Raw genomic sequence first — 19,387 nt, 5'->3', positions numbered from 1 at the left:
CTCTCCCTCATCGCAGCAGGTAGGGGATGTTGATGGTGACCGCGTCCACGGGGCACCGCGCGGCGCAGGGACCGCAGTACCAGCACTCGTCCACGTGCATGTACGCCTTGCCGGTCTCGTCGCTGATCGCGAGCGAGTCCAGCGGGCAGGCCTCGACGCAGAGTGTGCAGCCGTCGATGCAGAGCGCCTCGTCGATGGTCACGGGGACCTCGACCCGCTGGGTGATCAGGGCCATCGTCACTCCTTGTCCGTGGCGCGGTTCAGGTGGCCGCGCATGGTCAGCCGGTCGCCCCTGAAGCGGATGAACTCCAGGTCGACCGGTCGGCTGTCGGCCAGGTGGGTGAGCCGTTCGACCATGAGCAGCGCGGCGCCGGGCGGCGCGTCGAGCACGGCCGCGGTGTGCGCGTCGGCGTTGACCGCCTCCAGGGTGAGCTCCGCCGTGCCGAGCGGCTGGCCCATGATGCTCTCCAGCAGCACGAAGATGTCGTTGTGCTCCAGGTCGGCGTCGAACAGCGGCTCTCCGACGTCCCGCACCAGGTAGGTCAGGTCCAGGGAGAGGGGCAGGCCGTTGAGACGGCGCAGCCGTTCGAGGTAGACGACCTGCTCGCCGGCGGGCAGGTCGAGCCGGTGGCTGACCGCCCTGGGCGGCTCCATCAGGGTCATGGTCCTGACCTGGTTGGTGACCTCGCCGTGCTCGTGCAGGGTCTCGGCCAGGCCGAGCAGCCGGTGCAGGCCGTGCGGGTACTTCTCCCTGGCCACCGTGGTGCCCACGCCCGGACACCGCTCGACCAGGCCCTCCTCGCGCAGCAGCCCGAGCGCCTCGCGCACGGTGTTGCGCGAGGCGCCGAACTCGCGCGCCAGCGCCGCCTCCAGCGGCAACTGGCCGCGCGGGAAGTGCCCGTGGACGATCTGCCTGCGCAGCAGGTCGGCCACCTGCCGGGCATGGTCGGCCCGGCGCCGTGTGGGTCCCACTTGTGCCTCCCGGCGGTCCTCAATCGGCCTCCGACAAGCACAACCTAGCAATCCGGTAGGAAAATAGGGATAACGGTCGGGTTGCGCCACCCGACCGCCCCGCCGCCCCACCCCCGATCAGCCGTTCCCCCAGAACGACCCCAAGATCTGCCACCCCGCCGCCACCCCAGGAAACGACCGAGCCCCCGCCCCCGGCCACCGCACCGCGCCCGCCCCGCCACAGCACCGACCGGCCACGCCGTCGCCCCGGCTCCGCCGCCCCCACGGCGCCATCCCTACGCCGCCACCCCCCGCGTCGGCGTCCGGCGTAGCGCCGGGGCGGCTCCCGGCACTTGGCCTACCCCGTCACCCCAGCCCCCTCGAACCGCGAGTGCCGGGGTGCGGTGGCTCGTCGGTGGTCGGCGAGTTCGCCGGGCCGTAGCCGTACCACCGAGAGCCGGGCGCGAATGCGTGGTCAGGCCGCCCGCAGCGGGCGGAGGGCGCCGCCCCAGGCGAGGACCTGGTCGAGCATGACGCCGAGCTTGTCCTCGTGCACGGCGGCGGGCTTGAACGCGGTCATGTTCTCGAAGTCGGTGAAGATCGAGAGCGTGACCTGCTGCTGCACAGTGGCCACGCCGACATTGGAGAGGACGTCGCGCAGGTGCCCGACGGCCTGGACCGCGCCGCCCACCCCGCAACCCACGAAACCGGCCGCCTTGTTGGTCCACTCCGCATACAGGAAGTCGATGGCGTTCTTCAGCGAGCCCGGGATCGAGTGGTTGTACTCGGGCGTCACGAAGACGAACGCGTCGAAGGATGCGATCTTCGCCGCCCACTGCTTGGTGTGCTCGTGCGCGTAGTTCCCCGCGGCGGGGTGCTGCGGCTCGTCCAGGTTGCCCAGGGCGTAGTCCTTCAGGTCCACCAGCTCGTACTCGGCGTCGCCGCGCTTGGCCGCCAGCTCGTGGACCCACTGCGCCACCGCCTCGGCGTTGCGGCCGGGACGGGTGCTCCCCATGATGATGCCAACCTTGATCATGTCAATCGGTCCTCTCAGCGAGTCAGGAAATGCCTGACCAACAGTAGGAGCCGAGATTGAGATATCCAATGCTTCAAACACTACTTTTTATACGCGAGAGTCTCCTGCCTTAGACTGGTGACATGGATGTGCTGAGCGACGTCGTCGCCCTCATGCGTACCGGCCGCCCGACCTCCGTGCGCATCTCCTGGCGGGCCCCGTGGGGCAAGGAGTTCCCGAAGGTGCCGGGGTCCGCCGGCTTCCAGATTGTGCTGCGCGGGTCCTGCTGGCTCATCCCGCCCGGCGGCGAGCCCATGCCGCTGAGCGTGGGCGACGTGATCTTCTTCCCGCACGGCGACGGGTACGGCCTGGCCGACACCCCCGGCACGCCGCTCGCCGGGCCGGTCTGCGACCCGTACCTGGACGCCGAGCTGTTCGCCTCGACCATCGAGGGCGGCGACGGGGCCGAGACGGTCACCCTCTGCTGCGGCTACCAACTCGACCCCACCAGGACCCACCCGATCCTGAACGCGCTGCCCGACGTGATCCACCTGCCGACCACGCTCGGCCACCACCCCGAACTCCGGGCCGCCGTCGAACTGCTCGCCGGCGAGATCGACAACCCCCGGCCGGGCGCCGACACCGTCGTCACGTCCCTGCTCGACGTCCTCCAGCTCTACATCCTGCGCGCCTGGTTCGATCTGGAGTCCGACGCGTGCAGGGAATCGGGCTGGGCCGCCGCGCTGGCCGACCCGGCCATCGGCCGCGCGCTGGACGCCATCCACCGCGCCCCCGCCCACCACTGGACGGTCGAGTCGCTCGGCGCCCACGCCGGGCTCTCGCGCGCCGGCTTCGCCCGCCGCTTCACCTCCCTCGTCGGGCAGCCGCCGCTGGCGTACCTCACGTGGTGGCGCCTGGCCACGGCGGGCCGCATCCTGCGCGAGTCCGACGTCTCGGTGGCGGAGGTGGCGCAGCGGGTCGGGTACGGGTCGGAGTTCGCGTTCGGGAACGCCTTCAAGCGGCAGTACGGGCTGGCACCCGGGAAATACCGCCGCCAGGTGTGCGAAGAGGCGCGTACGGCCTCCTGAGATTTGGGGGGTGGCTGGGGCAGATGGGGATGAGCTACCCCACAATGGAGCAATGGCATACCCTCCGCAGCCTCCCCCGCCCCAGCCCCAGCCGGAAGGCCCGTGGGGCGCGCAAGGAGCGCCGCAGGGGTACGGCCCGCAGCAGCCCTACGGCCCGCCACCCGGCCAAGCCGGCCCTCCTCCGCAGCCCGGCTACGGCCAGAGCCAACCGGGATACGGCCAACCCGGCTACCCGACCCCACCCGGGCAGGGCACCCCACCACCCGGATACGGGCCACCGCCTGGGCAAGGTGGCTACGGGTCCGGATCTGGCCAAGGGTCCCCTCCGTCCGGATACGGCCCACCGCCTGGGCAGGGAGCCCCGCCACCCGGATACGGGCCCGCTCCTGGGCAGGGAGCCCCTCCACCCGGATATGGGCCGCCGAGTGGGCAGGGGGTCCCGCCGCCCGGATACGGGCCGCCGAATGGGCACGGTGGCTACGGGGCCGGGCAGGGGCAGCCGCCGGGATCGGGCGGGCCGCCGTACGGCAACCCGACCGGGCCCCAAGGCACGCTGCTGCTCCCGGCCCCAGGCCCCGTCCCAGGCCCGCCGCCACCCCCGGCTCCGCCGCAGAAGGGCACCAACGCCCTGGTCATCGGCCTGGTCGTGGGCCTGGTCTCGGTCCTCCTGATAGGCGGCGGGGTCGTCGCGTTCCTCTACATGCGCGACTCCGGCCAGAAACCGCCCGTCGCGCTGCCGACCGCCGACCCGGTCCCCACGACCACGACGGCGCCGCAGTCCGACCCGCCGTCGGCCGCCCCGTCGGACCCGCCCACCTCCGAGCCCGCCGAGCCCACCCCGGCCCCCAGCGACACCAGCTCCAGCACCTCGAAGCGGGTGGATCCCGGCTCGCCGCTCACCGACGACGAGTTCGAGGACTGGGACTTCAAGCTGGGAGACGTGGAGCTCCAGGCCAAGAAGGTCGCCGGGTGGACGTACGACAGCTGCGACCCGGTGGACGGCCAGGGCGTGCTGGCCAAGAACAACTGTCAGCGAGCCGTCCAGCTCGCGTACTCGGCGAACGGCGGGCACATCAAGGCGGTCCAGCTCCTGCTGTCCTTCCCCAGCGAGGGTGCCGCCAAGGCCATGGCCACGCGCCTGGCGTCGCTCACCTCGGACGCGGTCAAGTGGCACACGGACAGGACGCTCAAGAGCTACGCCTACGGCAAGATGCGCTCGAGCGCGTCCAAGAAGTACGTGGTCATCACGGTCCTCACCGCGGACAAGGCCGCCAAGCCCATGGCCACGTACTACCACCAGTACCTGCAGAGCGACATCGCGAGCTACTTCCTCTTCCGCGACCTGACCATCACCAGCTGACAGGAGCAACGCTAGGACTCCTAGTCATGCTAGCATGCGAGGTATGTCGATAGCCGCCCGCCGAGCACGCGAACGCGCGCAGCGCCACCAGCTGATCATCACCGCCGCCCGCGAACTGGCCGAGTCCGAGGGCTGGGACGCCGTGACGACCCGGCGCCTGTCGGAGCGCGTCGAATACAGCCAGCCGGTGCTCTACAGCCACTTCAAGGGCAAGGACGCCATCGTGCGGGAGGTGGCGATCGAGGGGTTCGTGGAGCTGGCGAACAAGCTCCGGGCAGCGCGAACGGCGGGCGGCGACCCCCAGGCGGTGCTGCGCCGGGTGGCGACGGCCTACCTCGACTTCGCCCGCACCCACAGCGCCCTGTACGAGGCCATGTTCGTCATGCCCGTCGCCATCCCCTTCGCCACCGACGAGACGCCGGAGGAGCTGCGGGCGGCGTTCGGCGAGTTCGTGCTCGCGCTGGAGCCGGTGGCCGGTGAGCACCATCCCGGCGTCTTCGCCGAGGTGGTGTGGGCCTCCCTGCACGGCCTGGCCACCCTGGCCCACGACGGGCGGATCCCGGCCGAGCATCAGGAAGCCAGGATCGACCTGCTCATCGACCACCTCACCCGGCCCGCCTGACCCCGCGCTAGGCCAGCAGCCCCAGCCGCCGTCCGGCCGCGGCCGCCTGCGTGCGGGTGGAGACCTCCAGCTTCCCCAGGATGTTGGACACGTGCACGCTGACCGTCTTCTGCGCGATGAACAGCCGTTCCCCGATCTCCCGGTTGGTCAGGCCCTCGGCGACCAGTCGCAGCACCTCCGTCTCCCGGGCCGTCAGCCCGCCGTCGCCCTGGCCGCCGCCGTGCCCGCCGGCGGGCACGAACCGGGCCCGCCGCCCGAACTCCTGCAGCGCGTTCGCCAGCGGCGTGGCCCGCAGCCGCTCCGCCGTCTCCCGCGCCAGGGCCCACTCCGCCTGCGCCGCCTCCCGGTCGCCGGCCGCCAGCAGCGCCTCGGCCAGCCGCCAGCGAGCCCGCGCCACCTCGTAGACGAACCCGAAGTCGAACGCCTCCACGACCCGGCGCCACAGCTCCACGTCGAGCCGCCCGTGCACGCGATGCCACTCGGCCTCCACCCGCACCGCCCAGGCCAGCCCCTCGGGCCCCAGATGGCCGGGCTCGCCGGTGGGCCCGGACTCGACGGCGAGGCGGGCGCGGGCGCGCAGCTCGTCGGCGCCCTCGGTGGTGCCGAGCTCGGCCAGCGCCCACAGGCCGATGGCGGCCAGCCGCAGGATCCACGCGTAGCCGTCGACCATCGGCGCCAGGACCGCCCGCACGTGGTCGAGCGCCGCCGCGGGGTCGCCGTGCCAGAGCGCGTGCTCGGCGGCCAGGCCACGGGAGATGTATCCGGCCAGCTCGTCGTACCAGAACGGCCGCACCCAGCTCAGCCGCGCCTCGACCGCGGGCAGATCCCGCGCCACCTCGATGAACAGCGCGAACGACGACAGCGTCGCCTCCGGCAGCGTGCCCACCCGGGTGCCGAAGCCGGACGCGACCGCCTCGGCCTGGTCCCACTCACCGGCCACGTAGTGGATCAGGAACCGCAGGAAGCGCAGGTCGGTGCCGTAGGTGCTCCACCTGAGCCCGGTCTCCGTCGCCACGCGGACGCCGGCGTCGGCCACCTCGGCGGCCTTGGCCAGCAGTCCCTGTTCGTAGTGGATGCGGGCGTGCTGGAAATGGGCGCGCAGGTCCATCGCCAGGTCGCCGGAGCCCTCGGCGGAGGCGCTCTCGATCAGCTCGTGAGCCCTGGCCACGTCGCCCTGGTGCTCCACGTAGGCGGCCAGCGTGAGGAGGGCGCCCACCTCGGCGTCCCTGGCACCGGACGCGCGCGCGGTCTCCAGCGCCCGCGCGGTCAGGGCCTCGACCTCGCGGTGGCGGGTGCTCCACAGCAGGGTGCGGGCATAGGTGGCCAGGGCGCGGGCGAGCGCGGGCTGATCCTCGGCGCTCTCCACCGCGCGCTCCGCCGTCGCGATGGCGCCCGGCTGGTCGTCGGCTTCGTAGAGGTAGTAGGCCAGGCGTTCGCTGACCTCGGACGTCTGCGGCAGGGCCTTGAGCTGGGTGATCGCACGATGCTTGTCGCCGCTGTCGGCCGCCGACACGGCGCTGCGCAGCGCCAGCGCGAACCGGCCCTCCCCGGCCAGCTCCGCCGCGCCCTCGACCCGTTCCCACAGGCCGAGCACCTGGTCGTAGTGGCTGTGCGCCTCGGCCGGAGCCCCGAGCCGCTCGGCCAGGCGCCCCGCCTCGGCGGAGGCCGCCAGCGCCCCGGCCAGGTCGTGACCGGCGAGGTAGTGGTGGGCCAGCTCGGCGGGTGAGGTCAGCAGCTTGGCGAAGGCGGCGTGCAGCCGCGTGCGCTCGCCGGGCAGCAGATCGGTGTAGACCACTTCCTGCAGCAGGGCGTGGCGGAAGGTGTAGCCGTAGCCGTCGACCCTGAGCAGCCCGCGCGAGACGATCTCCCTGACCGCCTCCTCGAACTCCGCCAGCGGCAGCCCCGACACCTCCCGCAGCAGCTCGTCCTCCACCCGCCGGCCCGCCACGGCGGCGGCCCGCAGCACCCGCTGCCCGGCCTCCGACAGCAGCTCGACCCTGGACATCAGCAGGCTGGCCAGCCCGTCGGGCAGGCTGTCGCCCTCGGCCATCGCCGCGAACAGCTCCTCGGCGTAGAACGGGTTGCCGTCGGCGCGGGCCACGATGAGGCCGAGCTCCTGAGCGCCCACCTCACCCATAGTGGTGACATAGTCGGACATGTCGCCGGAGCCCAGCGGCCCCAGCTCGACGCCCATCACCGTGGGCAGCCGCCGCAGCTCGGCCAGCACCGACCGGAGCGGGTGGCGGCGGTGGAGGTCGTCGGTGCGGTAGGTGCCGACCACGCAGACCCGCTCGCTCTGCACCATGCGGCTGAGGAAGACCAGCAGGTCACGGGTGGACCGGTCGGCCCAGTGCAGGTCCTCGATCACGAACAGCACCGGCTGCACGTCGGCCAGCAGCCCCAGCAGCGAGCCGAACAGCCGCTGCTGCGTGAGCCCCGCCGAAGGGGCGCTCTCCACGCCCGGCAGCAGCTGGCCCAGCATGGGATGGGCGGCGGCGGCCTCGCGCACGGCCGGCTCGGCACCGCGCAGCGCGTCGGCCAGCGGCAGGTAGGGCAGCGCGTCGCCCAGCTCGGCGCACTGGCCGACCAGCACGTGGAAACCGCGTTCGCGGGCCTCGGACACCAGCTCCGAGATCAGCCGGGTCTTGCCGATGCCCGCGTCTCCGCCGACGAGCGCCACCCCGGCCGTGCCCTCGGCTGCCGACTGCAGCACCCGCACCAGTCCGGACAGCTCTGTAGAGCGCCCGACGAGAAGACCGTTCACGCCAGAAACTATGCCACGCCCCACTGACATCCCATTGGTCCAGGAAATTGGACCAAGATTGGCCCTCATCTACATACCAAAGGCATTTTACGCTGCTGTTTCGTGATTCAGCCAACGACTTTCGCCCTCTTCATCACGGCCTCGCTCGCCCTGGTGCTCATCCCCGGCCCGAACCATCTCTACATCACCGCCAGGGGCCTCGCCCAGGGCAGGGCGGCGGGCCTGGCCAGCGCGTTCGGCGTGGAGACCGGCACGCTCGTGCACATCGCGGCCGCCGCCGCGGGCCTGTCGTACGTGATCTCGCAGTCGGCGACGCTGTTCGCGGTCGTCAAGTGGGCCGGCGTTGCGTACCTCGTCTATCTCGGCATCCGCGCGTTCACCGGCAAGGAGACGGAGGGCGTGGCGCCGCCGCCCCAGCCGCTGCGCAAGGTCTTCCTCGAAGGCGTGCTGGTCAACGTGCTGAACCCCAAGGTGGCGCTGTTCTTCCTGGCGTTCCTGCCGCAGTTCGTGCGCCCGGAGGCGGGCTCGCCCGCGCTCCAGGTGGTGCTGTTCGGACTGACGCTGCTGCTCCTGGGGCTGATCTCCGACGTCGTGTACGCCTGCACCGCCGGCGCTCTCGGCACCCGGCTCACCACCCGGGCCAGGACCCTCCGGTACGTCAGCGGCTTCGTCTACCTGGGACTGGGAGTGGCCACGGCCTTCGCCGGGAGAAAATGACCCTATGGCGCCGAGGAAACAGCAGGAGATCTTCGATACGACGTTGCGGCTGGTGGCGGAGAAGGGCTACGACGGGCTGACCGTCGAGGGGGTCGCCGAGCATTCGGGCGTCAACAAGACGACGATCTACCGCTGGTGGCCGTCCAAGGCCGCGCTGCTGGGGGCGGCGCTGGTGGAGGCCGACGTGCTGGGGTTCGAGGCGCCGGACACGGGGAGCCTGCGCGGTGACCTGGTCGCGCTGGTCGAGGGGGTGCGGCGGCTGCTCACCGAGCCGCCGTCCAGCGACATCGCCGTCGCCGCGCTGGCCGCCGCCGTCCGCCATCCCGAGCTGGACGCCCGCCGCTTCTTCGCCGACCGCTTCGCGCGGGAGCGGGAGATCTTCGAGCGTGCGGTACGGCGGGGCGAGCTGAAGGGGTCGGTGGACCCGATGCTGATCGTCGACCTGCTGGCCGGGGCCGTGTGGATGCGGGCGGTCTTCCGGGGCCTGCCGGTCGCCGACGACTTCCCCACGGCGACCGTCTCGGCCCTCCTGGACGGGCTACAACGCTTCTGAGAGCGCGGCCGGGATGCGGTCCAGCACGGGGTGGGGCACCAGCCCGTACGCGTAGAAGTCCACGGCGAGCGCGCCCGCCGCCTTCGCGCCCCGGGCCTTGGCCACCAGCCGGTCCGTCGAGTCGCTGTCCGGGTAGCCGGGCCGCAGCACCGCCCGCACCTCCCGGTCCTTGCCCACCGACCGCAGGTAGGCGCCCACGTCGTCGGCCACCCGAGCCGCGTCCCGCGCGTACGCCAGCACCCCGAAGGCCGGGACGAGGTCACCCAGCGCCACCAGGTCGACCCCGAGCTGCCAGGCGTCGTGCGCCGCGAGCCCGGGCGTGGGCAGCCCGTCCGTGTAGCCCTTGACCGCGCCGGTCGAGTCGATGAACACCAGCTTGGAGCCCTCGTCTGCCACCGCCGAGGCCACCTCGGACACCAGCGTGGTGACGGTCTCGGACCGGGCCCGCGCGTAGGCCACGACGTCGGGCCCCGCGTAGGCGGTGAGCGCGGCCCGGGTCACCTCCCCCTGCGCGGGCGGGTCGCCGTCGAACACGCCGCCCACGATCCTGGCGCACTCGTCGCGCGCCACCTCGGCGTTCACGCCCAGGTCGGTGGCGCGGCGCATGCAGTAGTCGCAGAAGCAGAGCGCGAACAGGTACGCGTCCATCGGCCCCAGCGGCACGAACGAGCGCTGCGGCTTGAGCGGCCTGAAGTGCAGCGACTCCGCCACCACGCTGTCGACCCCGAGCCTGGCCACCGCCCGGGCCAGCGCGACCGCGTATTCGCGCACGTCGGGGTGGGCGGGGCACAGGTCGGTGAGCGAGCCGCGGTCGCCGAAGCAGTCGCGTACGGTCACGTCCGGATGCTTCGTGCCGAGCGTGGCGTTGCGCAGGAAGACCGTCCATCCGTGGAGCTTCATGGACCGCTTCGCACAAGCCTCGCGAAGCCCGTCGAGGGCGTTCAGATAGCCGGGCACGGGAGACAGGCGGAGCCCGGCGAACAGATCGGACGGCGGGGGGAAGTGCGCCCCGTCGTGGCGGATGGTCAGCCGGGACAGTCCGTGCGGGGTGACGTCGCGGGAGGCGTGGTGGACGGCGCCGACGGTGATGCCGCTCACGCCGTACGCGCTGATCCTGTCGAGCACCCGCTCGACGCCCTCGCCGCGCAGGTCCTCGACGAAGACGTACACCGAACTGTCCACAAGCAGACCTTAAGCGCTCTTGTGAGCGACGAAGTCGATCTCCACCAGGATGCCCAACAGCTGGGATCCTACGGTGGTGCGCACGGGGAACGGCTGGCTGAAATAGGACTTGTAAACCTCGTTGTAGGCGGCGAAGTCGCGCTCGAGGTGCTGCAGGTGGACCGTGGACTTGATCACGTCGTCGAAGCCGAGGCCGTGGGCGGCCAGGATGGCTCCGAGGTTGCGCATGACCTGGTGCGTCTGGGTGGCCACGTCGTCGCCGACGATCTCACCGGTCTGCGGGTCGAGCGGGCCCATGCCGGAGGTGTAGACGAAGTCCCCCACCACGAGACCCTGCGAGTAGGCGCCGATCGGGGCGGCGCCTTCGGTGGTCCTGAGCTCCTTTTTCACCGTGTCTCCCTAGAAATTGGTGGTTATCTGGCCAACGACACGGTAGTCCTGGTCCACCAGGGGCAGCACGCGCCACTTGTCGAACGCGGTGCAGGGATGGGAGATGCCGAAGGCCAGCAGGTCGCCGGGCTTGAGCCCGTCGGCGCGCACGACCGTCTGCTGGTCCTGCATCTTCACGATCGTGACGCCGTCGCGGCGCGGGATGGGCAGCCCCTCGTCGTAGGGCGCGTCGCGCTTGCCCATGCCCACGATCGCCAGCCCGGGCTCGGGCGTGGACAGCACGTGCGCCCAGACCTCCAGCGCCGGGCGCAGCTCCCCTTCGATGCGGTTGAACGGGGTGCGCTCGCGGTAGTAGCCGTCGTCGTGGGTGACGTACGCGCCGCTGCGCAGCAGGATCCTGGCCTGGGTGGTGACGAGCTCGCGGCCGATCACGTCGAACCACTGGCTGCCGCCCACGGTCAGGATCGGGTTCTTGAGGCGGACGTACTCGACGGCCTCCTGCAGCAAGTACAGATATTTCCGGACCTCGTCGGCGGTCTTCAGCGCGCCCTCGTACCCGGCGACCCCGGCCAGCTCGACGCCCGGGACCCCCTGCACGTACGACACCAGGCTCAGCAGCTGCTCCAGGGACCGGCACCCGGCTCGTCCGCCTTCGTGCCCCAGCTCCACCAGCACCCGGAACGGCCGGGACGCGGCATGCCGAGCGAGAATGTCCACCCCGGCCTCGGCGTCCACGAAGCTCAGGAGCTCGAACGCGGGATCCCGCTCCAGCTCGCCCGCGGCCCAGTCGAGCCCCGCCGGGTCCACGAGCTGGTTGGCCACCAGGATCCGGCCCACCCCGAACCCGCGGACCACCCGCGCCTGGCGCGGCGTCGCGACGGTGAGCCCCCAGGCGCCCGCTTCGAGCTGAAGCGCGGCGATCTCAGCGGACATGTGAGTCTTGGCGTGCGGCGCCAGCTCCATGCCGTGATCGCGGACGAAGGCCGCCATCGTCTCGATGTTGTGCTCCAGCGCGTCCCGGTGCACGACCATGAGGGGGAGTTCGAGTCCACCCGCGAAGACCTGCTGCCCGAGCACAATGCCCCTTTCGTCCGCGTCCGACCCTATCTCAGACCTTCGCCGCAATCATGGACGGAGCGCACGCCCCGGAGTGGCGCCGGTCAGCTCTCCCCCGGCCAGTACGCGTACGCCCGACACGAGCACGTCGTCGACCCCGGCCGCGAGCGTGCGCGGCGCCTCGTAGGTCGCCCGGTCGCCCACCGCCGCCGGGTCGAACACCACCACGTCGGCCGCGAACCCGCTCCGCACCAGCCCCCGGTCCGTCAGCCCGAAGCGCCTGGCCGGGTGGGAGGCCAGGTGCACCACGGCCTGCTCCCAGGTCCAGTCGGCCAGCTCCCGCACGTGCCGGCCGAGGAACCTGGCGAACGCCCCGAAACCCCGCGGATGCGGATGGCCGCCCACATAGATGCCGTCGGAGCCGCCGGTGTGCGAGGGGTGCCGGAGCATCCTGCGTACCGACTCCTCCCCTTCCGGGCCCTCGTCGGGGCGGGCGGACACGACGCCCGCCTCCAGCCGCGTCTCCGTCAGGAGACGGCGGCAGAACTCGGCGGGCGCCGACCCGTCCCGTTCGGCCGCCGCCACGATGGTCAGGCCCTCGGCCCACTCCATCCCCGGGGCGTGCGAGACGGTCAGCCGTGGCCAGACGGCGTCGAGCGTCGGCCACCAGCCGTCCAGCTCGTCGGACGCGATCATCTCCAGCGCCCGGTCGGTCTCGGCGCCCGGCACGGAGCCGGGCAGCACGACCATGGCCAGGATCGTGTTGCCGCGCAGGTAGGGGTAGGTGTCGAAGGTGAGGTCCACGCCCTTCCCGAGCGCCTCCTCGACCAGGGGCAGCAGCACGTCCGCGGGGCCGTGCAGGTGGGAGACGTGCACGGCGGCGCCGGAGCGCTCGGCGATGTCGATGACCTCGGTCATGCCCACGCCGGCCTGAGGGCCGTACGCGCGCATATGGGTGACGTACGGGAGGCCGCCGAGCGGGGCGCACAGGGCGGCCAGCTCCTCGGCGGTGGCGTAGCGGCCGGGGAGGTATTCGAGGCCGGTCGACAGGCCCACCGCCCCCTCCGACAGGCCCCGCTCGACGTGCCGCAGCATGGCCGCCAGGTGGTCGCGGGAGGGCGGCTCGGGCGAGGGCCCCATGACGTCGTAGCGGATGGTGCCGTGCGGGAGGAGGTACGCGGTGTTCAGCGCCACGGCGCGGTCGTAGCCGCCGAGCAGCTCGCCGACGGTCAGCGGCCCATCGGCGGCGAGCGGGCCGTCGAGCGGCCCGTTGACGGCGGCGAAGTAGCGGGAGGCGTAGGCGACGGTGGCGGCCGAGCCCGGGGCGAAGGACAGGCCGTCCTGCCCCAGCACGAACGTGGTCACCCCCTGCCGCAGCGCCGCCCGCTGGACCGCCGGGTCGAACACGGCCGCGTCGCCGTGGGCGTGACAGTCGACGAAGCCGGGCGCGACGAATCGCCCCGTCGCGTCGATCACGGTCTCCGCCCCGGCGCCGCCCAGCCTCCCGATCGCCGCGATCTTGCCGTCCGCGACCGCGACGTCCGCCCGGTACGGCGGGGCGCCCGTCCCGTCGAGCACCCGGCCGCCGTTGATGACTACGTCGAACCTCACACCAAGATTCAATCAGAGCCGCGCGAATACGCCGGAGGGCATTCCACGGACTTGACGATCGGCCGGGCGGCCAGCACGGCGCGAGCCCGGGCCCGGTCGAGGTTCCAGCCGTTCCAGGGGTCGGGGCGGGACAGGCCGTTGGCCGCGACCACGTCGGCCAGCACGCAGCTGCGCTGCGGCTCCGGCAGCTTGTCCAGCGCCGGTACGGCCTCCGCGCCGAGGTCGCCCAGGTAGTCGGAGTCCAGCTTGCTCACGCCGCGCACCTCGACCTGCGTGTGGGCGACCTGGAGATCGGGGTTCACGATGGCGAACGCGCCCAGGCCCAGCCCGGTGACCAGCACGACCGTACGCGGCAGCCAGCCGGAGCCGCGGCCCAGGAGCCGAGCCGCCCCCGCCAGCAGCACCAGCGCGAACAGCGTGCCCAGCCACCACACCGTGGCCTGCACGGACAGGCGCAACCTGGACAGGCCGTACGCCTCGGTGTAGAGGTTCATGCGGTGCAGGGCGGAGGCCAGCACCACCATGGTCAGCCCGCACAGCACGCCGAGCAGCGCGGCCAGCAGCCAGCGTTCGCGCCGCTCGACCTTGAGCATCCCGCTGGCGACCGCCACGATGCCCAGCACGAACACGCTGACCACCACGAGCTGGAAGAACCCCTGCCTGGCGTACTCGGCATAGGTGAGCCCGGCCGTCTTCAGCACCCAGGTGTTGCCGCCGAACAGCGCCGTGATCTGCACCGCCACGAACGAGGCGAACAGCAGGTTCACCGCCGTGAGAGGCACGATCCAGACACTCCTGCTCACCGTGAACTTCGGCTCCGGCCCCACGGGGTCCACCACCGGTCTGAGCGCGACCAGCACCACGGCGGCCAGCAGCACGGCGAACAGCCCGAACAGGAAGATCCGCACCGGCGCCGACTCCGCCCAGTCCGGCGCGGTCGTCAGCCGTTCCAGGAAGGAGGCGAACACCGCGTCCGCCGAGGCGAACAGCAGCCCGAACACCAGGAGCAGCACCGCCGTGATGCCCAGGGCGGCCAGCATCGGCATGAAGCGCCGCCTGGCGGTCAGCTTCTTCAGCGGCTGGGCCAGGAACCACGGCACCGGGCCGAGCGCCAGCATCACGGACACGCCGCCCCTGATCACGCCGAGCCACCCGGCCCCGGCTCCCGACACGGCCAGCGCGCCCAGACCGGCCCCCGCCACGAGCAGGATCGCGACCAGCCAGTCCGCGTCGCGCACCGCCGCCATCGAGATCAGGAAGTACGCCGTCAGCCCGAACGCCACCGTCCACGGCGTCATCCGTCGCAACACGGCAGGCAGCGCGGCCGCGCCCAGAACCATGGCGACCAGCACGATCCCCAGCCCGACCTGCGCCTCGGGCAACGCCACCGCCGCGAACACCCCGGCCCCGGCCGCCGCGGGCAGCAGCCAGCGGGGCGAGTCGGGCAGCTCGGGCCTGGGGAAGAGGGGCGGCGGCACGTAGGGCGGCGGCGGCCCTCCCTGGTTCCGGTGCGGCGCCGCAACCTGCGGGCTCCCCTGGCCCGCCGCCGCTTGGGCCGCCGACTGGTACGCCGCGACCTGCGCCGACTGGTAGGCCGCCACGGCCGCCCGGCGCCCTGACCCGGCCCCCATCCCCGCGCCGACCGCGCCCATGAGCGCGGTGCACATGACGAGCGTGACGAGGGCCATCCCGTCGCTGAGGGTCACACTGACGAGCACGGCGGCGAACAGGCCGATCAGGAACCCGACCAGCACACCGATGACCGCACCCCCGATCATCCTGACGAACGCGCTGCCCGCCGGCACCCCGGCACCACGCCCAGTGCCCCCCGCGGCAACACCACCACCGGGCGCACCCACACCCGTCGCGAGCCCGGCACCCCCGCCACCGGCGAACGCGCCCGCACCCGCCGCGAACCCCGCGGACACGCCCACCCCGGTTGCGAGCCCTGAGGGTCCTCCCACGCCTGCCGCCGGCCCGGCCGCGACGACGGCGCCCGTCTCGCTCTCGGCGGCGGGGCGGCCGGGCGTACCGACCGTGGCCAGGGCTACGAGAGCCGCGACTCCGGCGGCGTCACGGGACCCTTCACCTGAAGCCGCACCACCCTCGACCGCGTCGGCCGCCGGGCCCACCACCTCGGCGCCGTCCCCAGCCGAGGCGGTGACCACCAACTCCGCAGCGCGATCGGGGGTCTCGGAACCCGCCGTCGTCGGGGCAGCGACGTCCAGAGCCTCCGGCAACTGCTCGGTCCCCGTGCCCCGCTCACCGCCCTCCAGCGGCACATCCGCCATCGTCGTCCTCCCTGGTAAATCGACCACCATGCGGCATCCCGCACAGTCGTCGATGCGAATGGAGCCCCCGTGCAGCTCGACGATCTCCTTCACGATGGCCAGCCCCAGCCCGGCGCCCCCGGAGTCGGCCGCCCGCCCGGCGTCGAGCCGGGAGAAGCGCTCGAACACGCGTCCCCTGGCCGCGACCGGGATCCCCGGCCCCTGGTCGGCGACGGCCAGCAGCACCCCGGCCCCCTTCGCCGCGACGGTCACGGTCACCACCCCGTCCGAGGGGCTGTGCCGTACCGCGTTGTCGAGGAGGTTCGCCAGGACCTGCGCGAGGAGGTCGGGGTCGGCGCGCACCACCAGGTCGGCGGGGACCGACGCCCGGATCGCGACGTCGTCGCGGGCCAGCGCCCCCTCGCGCACCGCCTGCTCGACCAGCGGCGCCAGTTCGACGGCCTCGGGCTCGATCAGGCGTACGCCGGAGTCCAGCCGCGACAGGTCCAGGAGCTGGGCCACGAGGCGGCCGAGGCGTTCGGTCTGGGCGAGCGCGGTCCGCATGGTGACGGGGTCGGGGGCGGAGACGCCGTCCACGACGTTCTCCAGGACCGCGCGCAGGCCGGTGATGGGGGTGCGGAGCTCGTGGCTGACGTTCGCGATGAGCTCGCGCCGCTGCCGGTCCACCTCGCCGAGGTCGGCGGCCATCGCGTTGAACGCCCTGGCCAGCTCCCCGACCTCGTCGCGCGACGTGGCGGTCACGCGCAGCCCGTACAGACCCTTGGCGATCGTCTGGGCGGCGCTGGCCATCTGGCGCAGCGGCTTGGTCATCCCCGTGGCCAGCAGCTGCACCATGATCAACGCCAGGACCACGGCGACCGCGATGCGTAACTCGCGGGACAGGCCCGAGTTGAGCCCGACCTCGTTCACCACGAACGCGGTCCCCACGGCCAGCACGATCACGATGCCGAGCTTGACCTTGATGCGGCCGAGGAAGTCGAGCGGCCTCATCGCCGCACCAGGGCGTAGCCGACGCCATGCACCGTGCGCACCACGTCGGAGCCCAGCTTGCGGCGCAGCGCCCGGACGTGGCTGTCCACGGTCCTGGTCGCCGCCGCCTCCGAGAAGCCCCACACGTCCGACAGCAGCCGGTCCCGCTCGAACACCTGCCCGGGACGCTCCGCCAACCGGCGCAGCAGGTCGAACTCCGTCCTGGTGAGCTGCGCCTCCGCGCCTCCGACGAACACCCGGCGGGCCGCGGTGTCGATCTCGACCTCGCCGACCCTGATCACCGTGTCCTCGGCCGCGAGCTGGGCCGCCCGCTCGACCCTGCGCAGCAGCGCGTGGATCCTGGCCACGAGCTCGCGCATGCTGAACGGCTTGGCCAGGTAGTCGTCCGCCCCCACGCCGAGCCCGACCAGGACGTCGGTCTCCTCGCCGAGCGCGGTCAGCATGAGCACCGGCACCGGCCTGGCCGCCTGCATCCGGCGGCACACCTCCAGCCCGTCGAGCCCCGGCAGCAGCCGGTCGAGGATCACCAGGTCCGGTTCCGCCTTGCCGTACTGGATCAGGGCATCCTGCCCGTCGCCGGCCACCCTGACGTCGAAGCCCTCGGCGGCCAGCCGGTTCCGTACGGCCAGCGCGATCGTCTGATCGTCCTCGACCACGAGGATGCGTCGCTGCTCTGCCACGTACGAAAGCCTAGAAGCGGCCTGTGCAGACGACACTCCTAAATTTGTGCACATACAGTGCAGACTTGGCTGGTGAACACAGCCGGATACCTCCGCCGCATCGGCCTGCCCAGCCTCCTCAACGCCCCCACCAGCGCAGAGAACCTGCGGGCGCTCCACGCCGCGCACCTCGAGAAGGTGCCGTACGAGGCGCTGGAGATCTGGCTCGATCGCCCCACCACCGTCGATCCCGTCGAGTCCGCCGAGCGCATCATCGGAGGGCGCGGCGGCTACTGCTACCACCTCAACGGCGCGTTCTCCGAGCTGATCAGGTCGCTGGGGTACGACGTGACCAGGCACGTCGGCGGGGTCCAGAACCGCGGCGACGAGCCCGGCATCACCGCCAACCACCTGGTGCTCACCGTGCGCGGCCTGCCGTCGCAGGACAATCCGGGCGGTGCGTGGCTGACCGACCTCGGGCTCGGGGACGGGTTCCACGAGCCGCTGCCGCTGGTCGAGGGCACGTACGAGCAGGGGCCGTTCACGTACGTCCTGCGCCCGTCGGAGGTCGCGCCGGGCGGCTGGCGGTTCGAGCACGATCCGAGCGGCTCGTTCGAGGGCATGGACTTCGGCCCGGCCCCGACGGACATGTCGGCGTTCGTCGATATGCACCGGCATTTGACGACGTCGCCGACGTCCGGGTTCGTGCGCATCGCGACCGTCCAGCGACGGGACGCGTACGGCGTGGACAGCCTGCGCGGGCTCCAGCTGAAGCGCATCGGCGGCCGGACGCTCTCGGTGACCTTGGACAACGCCCGCGACTACTACGCGGCGCTGGCGGACATCTTCCTGCTCCCGCTCACGGACGTGAGCGGGCCGGAGAAGGAGAAGCTCTGGCGCAGACTGTACGAGGCTCATGAGGCCTGGCTGGCCAGTGACGCGACGTGACAGCCTTGCGCTATCGTGCACCTCGACATGGGTGAGACCCGGAAGCTGGCCGGTCGCTACCGGCTGCTGAATCCCCTGGCCGCGGGCTCTGTCCGGCTGGCCTTCGACGAGTCGGAGCACCGCGATGTCACGGTCAGGGAGCTGCGGGTCCCGGCCGAGCTGCGCGACGCCGCCCTGGAGGAGGCCCGCCGGGCGTCCGGGCTCCGGCACGCCTCGATCGTGCGGGTGCTCGACGTGGTGATCGAGGACCAGACGCCGTGGCTGGTCATGGAGTTCGTGTCGGGGGCGTCGCTGGAGCAGACCGTACGCGCCCGCCGCCCGCTGCCGGTCGCGCAGGCGGCCCGGGTCGGCGTCTGCGTCCTGTCCGCCCTGACGACGGCTCACGAGGCCGGGATCGTGCACGGGCGCGTGGAGCCCGGCAACGTCCTGCTCACCCCGACGGGCCGGGCGGTGCTCACCGGCTTCGGCTTCCCCAGCCTCAGCATGCTGCCCTCTGCGGACCTGTGGGCCCTGGCCGCCACGCTGCACTTCGCGGTGGAGGGCCGCCCGCCGGGGCAGGTGCCCGCGGAGGGCGCGGACCCGCTCAGGACGCTGATCAGAGCCATGCTCCACCCGGCGGGGGCGCCGGCGACGGACGTGATCCGCGAGACCCTGGAGCTCCTGGCCGTGAGCCGCCCGCTGGACGTGATCATCGGGCTGTTCGGGCCGCTGCCGATCCCCGTGGTGGCCGCGATGGGGCTCGCCCTGATCGAGCAGCTCCAGGCCGGGGAGGCGTTCCACGGCGGGATCCAGCCCGGCAACGTCCTCATCGACGACCGGGGCCGGGCCCACCTGACCCCGCTGCTGAGGTCGGGAACGCTCCCGGCCTACACGGCCCCGGAAGCCTCCGCCACCCTGGCCGCCGACATGTGGTCCCTGGGCGCCACGCTCTTCACCGCCGTCGAGGGCGTGCCGCCCTCGCCCGGCGCGCCGCTGACCAGAGCGGGGGCGCTGGCTCAGGTGTTGTTCCGTCTTTTGTCAGGTAATCCGTTGGAACGTCCCACTCCGGATGAGCTCCGCCGCGACCTCCGGTTGGTACGACGCACCCGTTGAGATACATCGCGATTGGAACCAAGCGATGGGCTCACTCGTTGGACAGGGGACGCAGAATGTAGGAGAGGCGGGGCACGCGCTCCGTGTTCGGAAGCGGA

17 protein-coding genes are annotated in these 19,387 nt (G+C 72.3%); 7 read left to right on the top strand and 10 right to left on the bottom strand.

Annotated features, from left to right (window positions below):
- Positions 1-7: 7 nt before the first annotated feature.
- The 3 genes from ACWEPL_RS38380 to ACWEPL_RS38370 all read right to left on the bottom strand — a co-directional run bounded on the left by ACWEPL_RS38380 (position 8) and on the right by ACWEPL_RS38370 (position 1,987).
- Complete coding sequence (locus tag ACWEPL_RS38380) at positions 8-235, bottom strand: 4Fe-4S dicluster domain-containing protein (protein ID WP_192790340.1); 228 nt, start codon at positions 233-235, stop codon at positions 8-10.
- A 2-nt stretch (positions 236-237) separates the two neighbouring features.
- Complete coding sequence (locus ACWEPL_RS38375) at positions 238-972, bottom strand: GntR family transcriptional regulator (RefSeq protein WP_452439054.1); 735 nt, start codon at positions 970-972, stop codon at positions 238-240.
- Positions 973-1,426: 454 nt separating this feature from the next.
- Positions 1,427-1,987 (bottom strand): NADPH-dependent FMN reductase, encoded by a 561-nt coding sequence (locus tag ACWEPL_RS38370; protein ID WP_363962586.1) that lies wholly within the window; start codon positions 1,985-1,987, stop codon positions 1,427-1,429.
- A 122-nt stretch (positions 1,988-2,109) separates the two neighbouring features.
- Here ACWEPL_RS38370 and ACWEPL_RS38365 point away from each other — a divergent pair, with 122 nt between their 5' ends.
- From ACWEPL_RS38365 to ACWEPL_RS38355, 3 genes are all read left to right on the top strand, one after another.
- A complete protein-coding gene (locus ACWEPL_RS38365) occupies positions 2,110-3,054 on the top strand; it encodes an AraC family transcriptional regulator (protein WP_363962585.1) in 945 nt (314 codons plus the stop codon).
- Between the two features lie 646 nt (positions 3,055-3,700).
- Positions 3,701-4,414: a hypothetical protein gene (locus tag ACWEPL_RS38360; protein WP_452439053.1), complete on the top strand. Its 714-nt coding sequence runs from the start codon at positions 3,701-3,703 to the stop codon at positions 4,412-4,414.
- A gap of 43 nt (positions 4,415-4,457) precedes the next feature.
- Positions 4,458-5,036 (top strand): TetR/AcrR family transcriptional regulator, encoded by a 579-nt coding sequence (locus tag ACWEPL_RS38355; RefSeq protein WP_452439052.1) that lies wholly within the window; start codon positions 4,458-4,460, stop codon positions 5,034-5,036.
- Between the two features lie 7 nt (positions 5,037-5,043).
- On the opposite strand, the gene ACWEPL_RS38350 is transcribed toward ACWEPL_RS38355, so the two are convergent.
- Positions 5,044-7,800 (bottom strand): ATP-binding protein, encoded by a 2,757-nt coding sequence (locus ACWEPL_RS38350; RefSeq protein WP_452439051.1) that lies wholly within the window; start codon positions 7,798-7,800, stop codon positions 5,044-5,046.
- A 102-nt stretch (positions 7,801-7,902) separates the two neighbouring features.
- Between ACWEPL_RS38350 and ACWEPL_RS38345 the strand changes: the two genes are divergently transcribed.
- Positions 7,903-8,517, top strand: coding sequence for a LysE family translocator (locus ACWEPL_RS38345; protein ID WP_364244133.1), 615 nt, complete (start codon positions 7,903-7,905; stop codon positions 8,515-8,517).
- 4 nt (positions 8,518-8,521) lie between these two features.
- Complete coding sequence (locus tag ACWEPL_RS38340) at positions 8,522-9,070, top strand: TetR/AcrR family transcriptional regulator (RefSeq protein WP_397368179.1); 549 nt, start codon at positions 8,522-8,524, stop codon at positions 9,068-9,070.
- Here the strand turns inward: ACWEPL_RS38340 and ACWEPL_RS38335 are convergent.
- From ACWEPL_RS38335 to ACWEPL_RS38310, 6 genes are read right to left on the bottom strand one after another with little or no spacing between them, the layout of a single operon-like run.
- Positions 9,056-10,252 carry a hypothetical protein gene (locus ACWEPL_RS38335; RefSeq protein ID WP_350728524.1) on the bottom strand — a complete coding sequence of 399 codons (1,197 nt, stop codon included), beginning with the start codon at positions 10,250-10,252 and terminating at the stop codon, positions 9,056-9,058. The genes ACWEPL_RS38340 and ACWEPL_RS38335 overlap by 15 nt on opposite strands.
- 9 nt (positions 10,253-10,261) lie before the next feature.
- Positions 10,262-10,642 carry a RidA family protein gene (locus ACWEPL_RS38330; RefSeq protein WP_185071114.1) on the bottom strand — a complete coding sequence of 127 codons (381 nt, stop codon included), beginning with the start codon at positions 10,640-10,642 and terminating at the stop codon, positions 10,262-10,264.
- Positions 10,643-10,651: 9 nt separating this feature from the next.
- Positions 10,652-11,719 carry an alanine racemase gene (locus ACWEPL_RS38325; protein WP_452439050.1) on the bottom strand — a complete coding sequence of 356 codons (1,068 nt, stop codon included), beginning with the start codon at positions 11,717-11,719 and terminating at the stop codon, positions 10,652-10,654.
- A gap of 48 nt (positions 11,720-11,767) precedes the next feature.
- Positions 11,768-13,309: an N-acyl-D-amino-acid deacylase family protein gene (locus ACWEPL_RS38320; RefSeq protein ID WP_363962579.1), complete on the bottom strand. Its 1,542-nt coding sequence runs from the start codon at positions 13,307-13,309 to the stop codon at positions 11,768-11,770.
- An 8-nt stretch (positions 13,310-13,317) separates the two neighbouring features.
- On the bottom strand, positions 13,318-16,590 hold the full coding sequence (locus tag ACWEPL_RS38315; protein ID WP_452439049.1) for a DUF4153 domain-containing protein: 3,273 nt from the start codon (positions 16,588-16,590) through the stop codon (positions 13,318-13,320).
- The gene (locus ACWEPL_RS38310; RefSeq protein WP_313044633.1) at positions 16,587-17,270 is read right to left on the bottom strand and encodes a response regulator transcription factor; all 684 of its coding nucleotides are present in this window, start codon (positions 17,268-17,270) and stop codon (positions 16,587-16,589) included. Before ACWEPL_RS38310 ends, ACWEPL_RS38315 begins: the two co-directional genes overlap by 4 nt.
- A 72-nt stretch (positions 17,271-17,342) precedes the next feature.
- On the opposite strand from ACWEPL_RS38310, the gene ACWEPL_RS38305 reads away from it, so the two are divergent.
- Positions 17,343-18,197 carry an arylamine N-acetyltransferase family protein gene (locus ACWEPL_RS38305; RefSeq protein ID WP_452439048.1) on the top strand — a complete coding sequence of 285 codons (855 nt, stop codon included), beginning with the start codon at positions 17,343-17,345 and terminating at the stop codon, positions 18,195-18,197.
- A 27-nt stretch (positions 18,198-18,224) separates the two neighbouring features.
- A complete protein-coding gene (locus ACWEPL_RS38300; protein ID WP_363962576.1) occupies positions 18,225-19,289 on the top strand; it encodes a protein kinase domain-containing protein in 1,065 nt (354 codons plus the stop codon).
- The last annotated feature ends 98 nt before the right edge of the window (positions 19,290-19,387 follow it).

The sequence above is a fragment of the Nonomuraea sp. NPDC004186 genome (assembly GCF_053603495.1).
Note: the sequence above shows the minus strand (reverse complement) of the source record. Positions and strands in the feature narration are given on the sequence as shown.

What these genes read in the sequence shown, in the direction of transcription:
- ACWEPL_RS38380 (WP_192790340.1), bottom strand. Translation starts at nt 235, where the DNA reads ATGGCCCTGATCACCCAGCGGGTCGAGGTCCCCGTGACCATCGACGAG.
- ACWEPL_RS38370 (WP_363962586.1), bottom strand. Translation starts at nt 1,987, where the DNA reads ATGATCAAGGTTGGCATCATCATGGGGAGCACCCGTCCCGGCCGCAAC.
- ACWEPL_RS38365 (WP_363962585.1), top strand. Translation starts at nt 2,110, where the DNA reads ATGGATGTGCTGAGCGACGTCGTCGCCCTCATGCGTACCGGCCGCCCG.
- ACWEPL_RS38355 (WP_452439052.1), top strand. Translation starts at nt 4,458, where the DNA reads ATGTCGATAGCCGCCCGCCGAGCACGCGAACGCGCGCAGCGCCACCAG.
- ACWEPL_RS38340 (WP_397368179.1), top strand. Translation starts at nt 8,522, where the DNA reads ATGGCGCCGAGGAAACAGCAGGAGATCTTCGATACGACGTTGCGGCTG.
- ACWEPL_RS38315 (WP_452439049.1), bottom strand. Translation starts at nt 16,590, where the DNA reads ATGAGGCCGCTCGACTTCCTCGGCCGCATCAAGGTCAAGCTCGGCATC.
- ACWEPL_RS38300 (WP_363962576.1), top strand. Translation starts at nt 18,225, where the DNA reads ATGGGTGAGACCCGGAAGCTGGCCGGTCGCTACCGGCTGCTGAATCCC.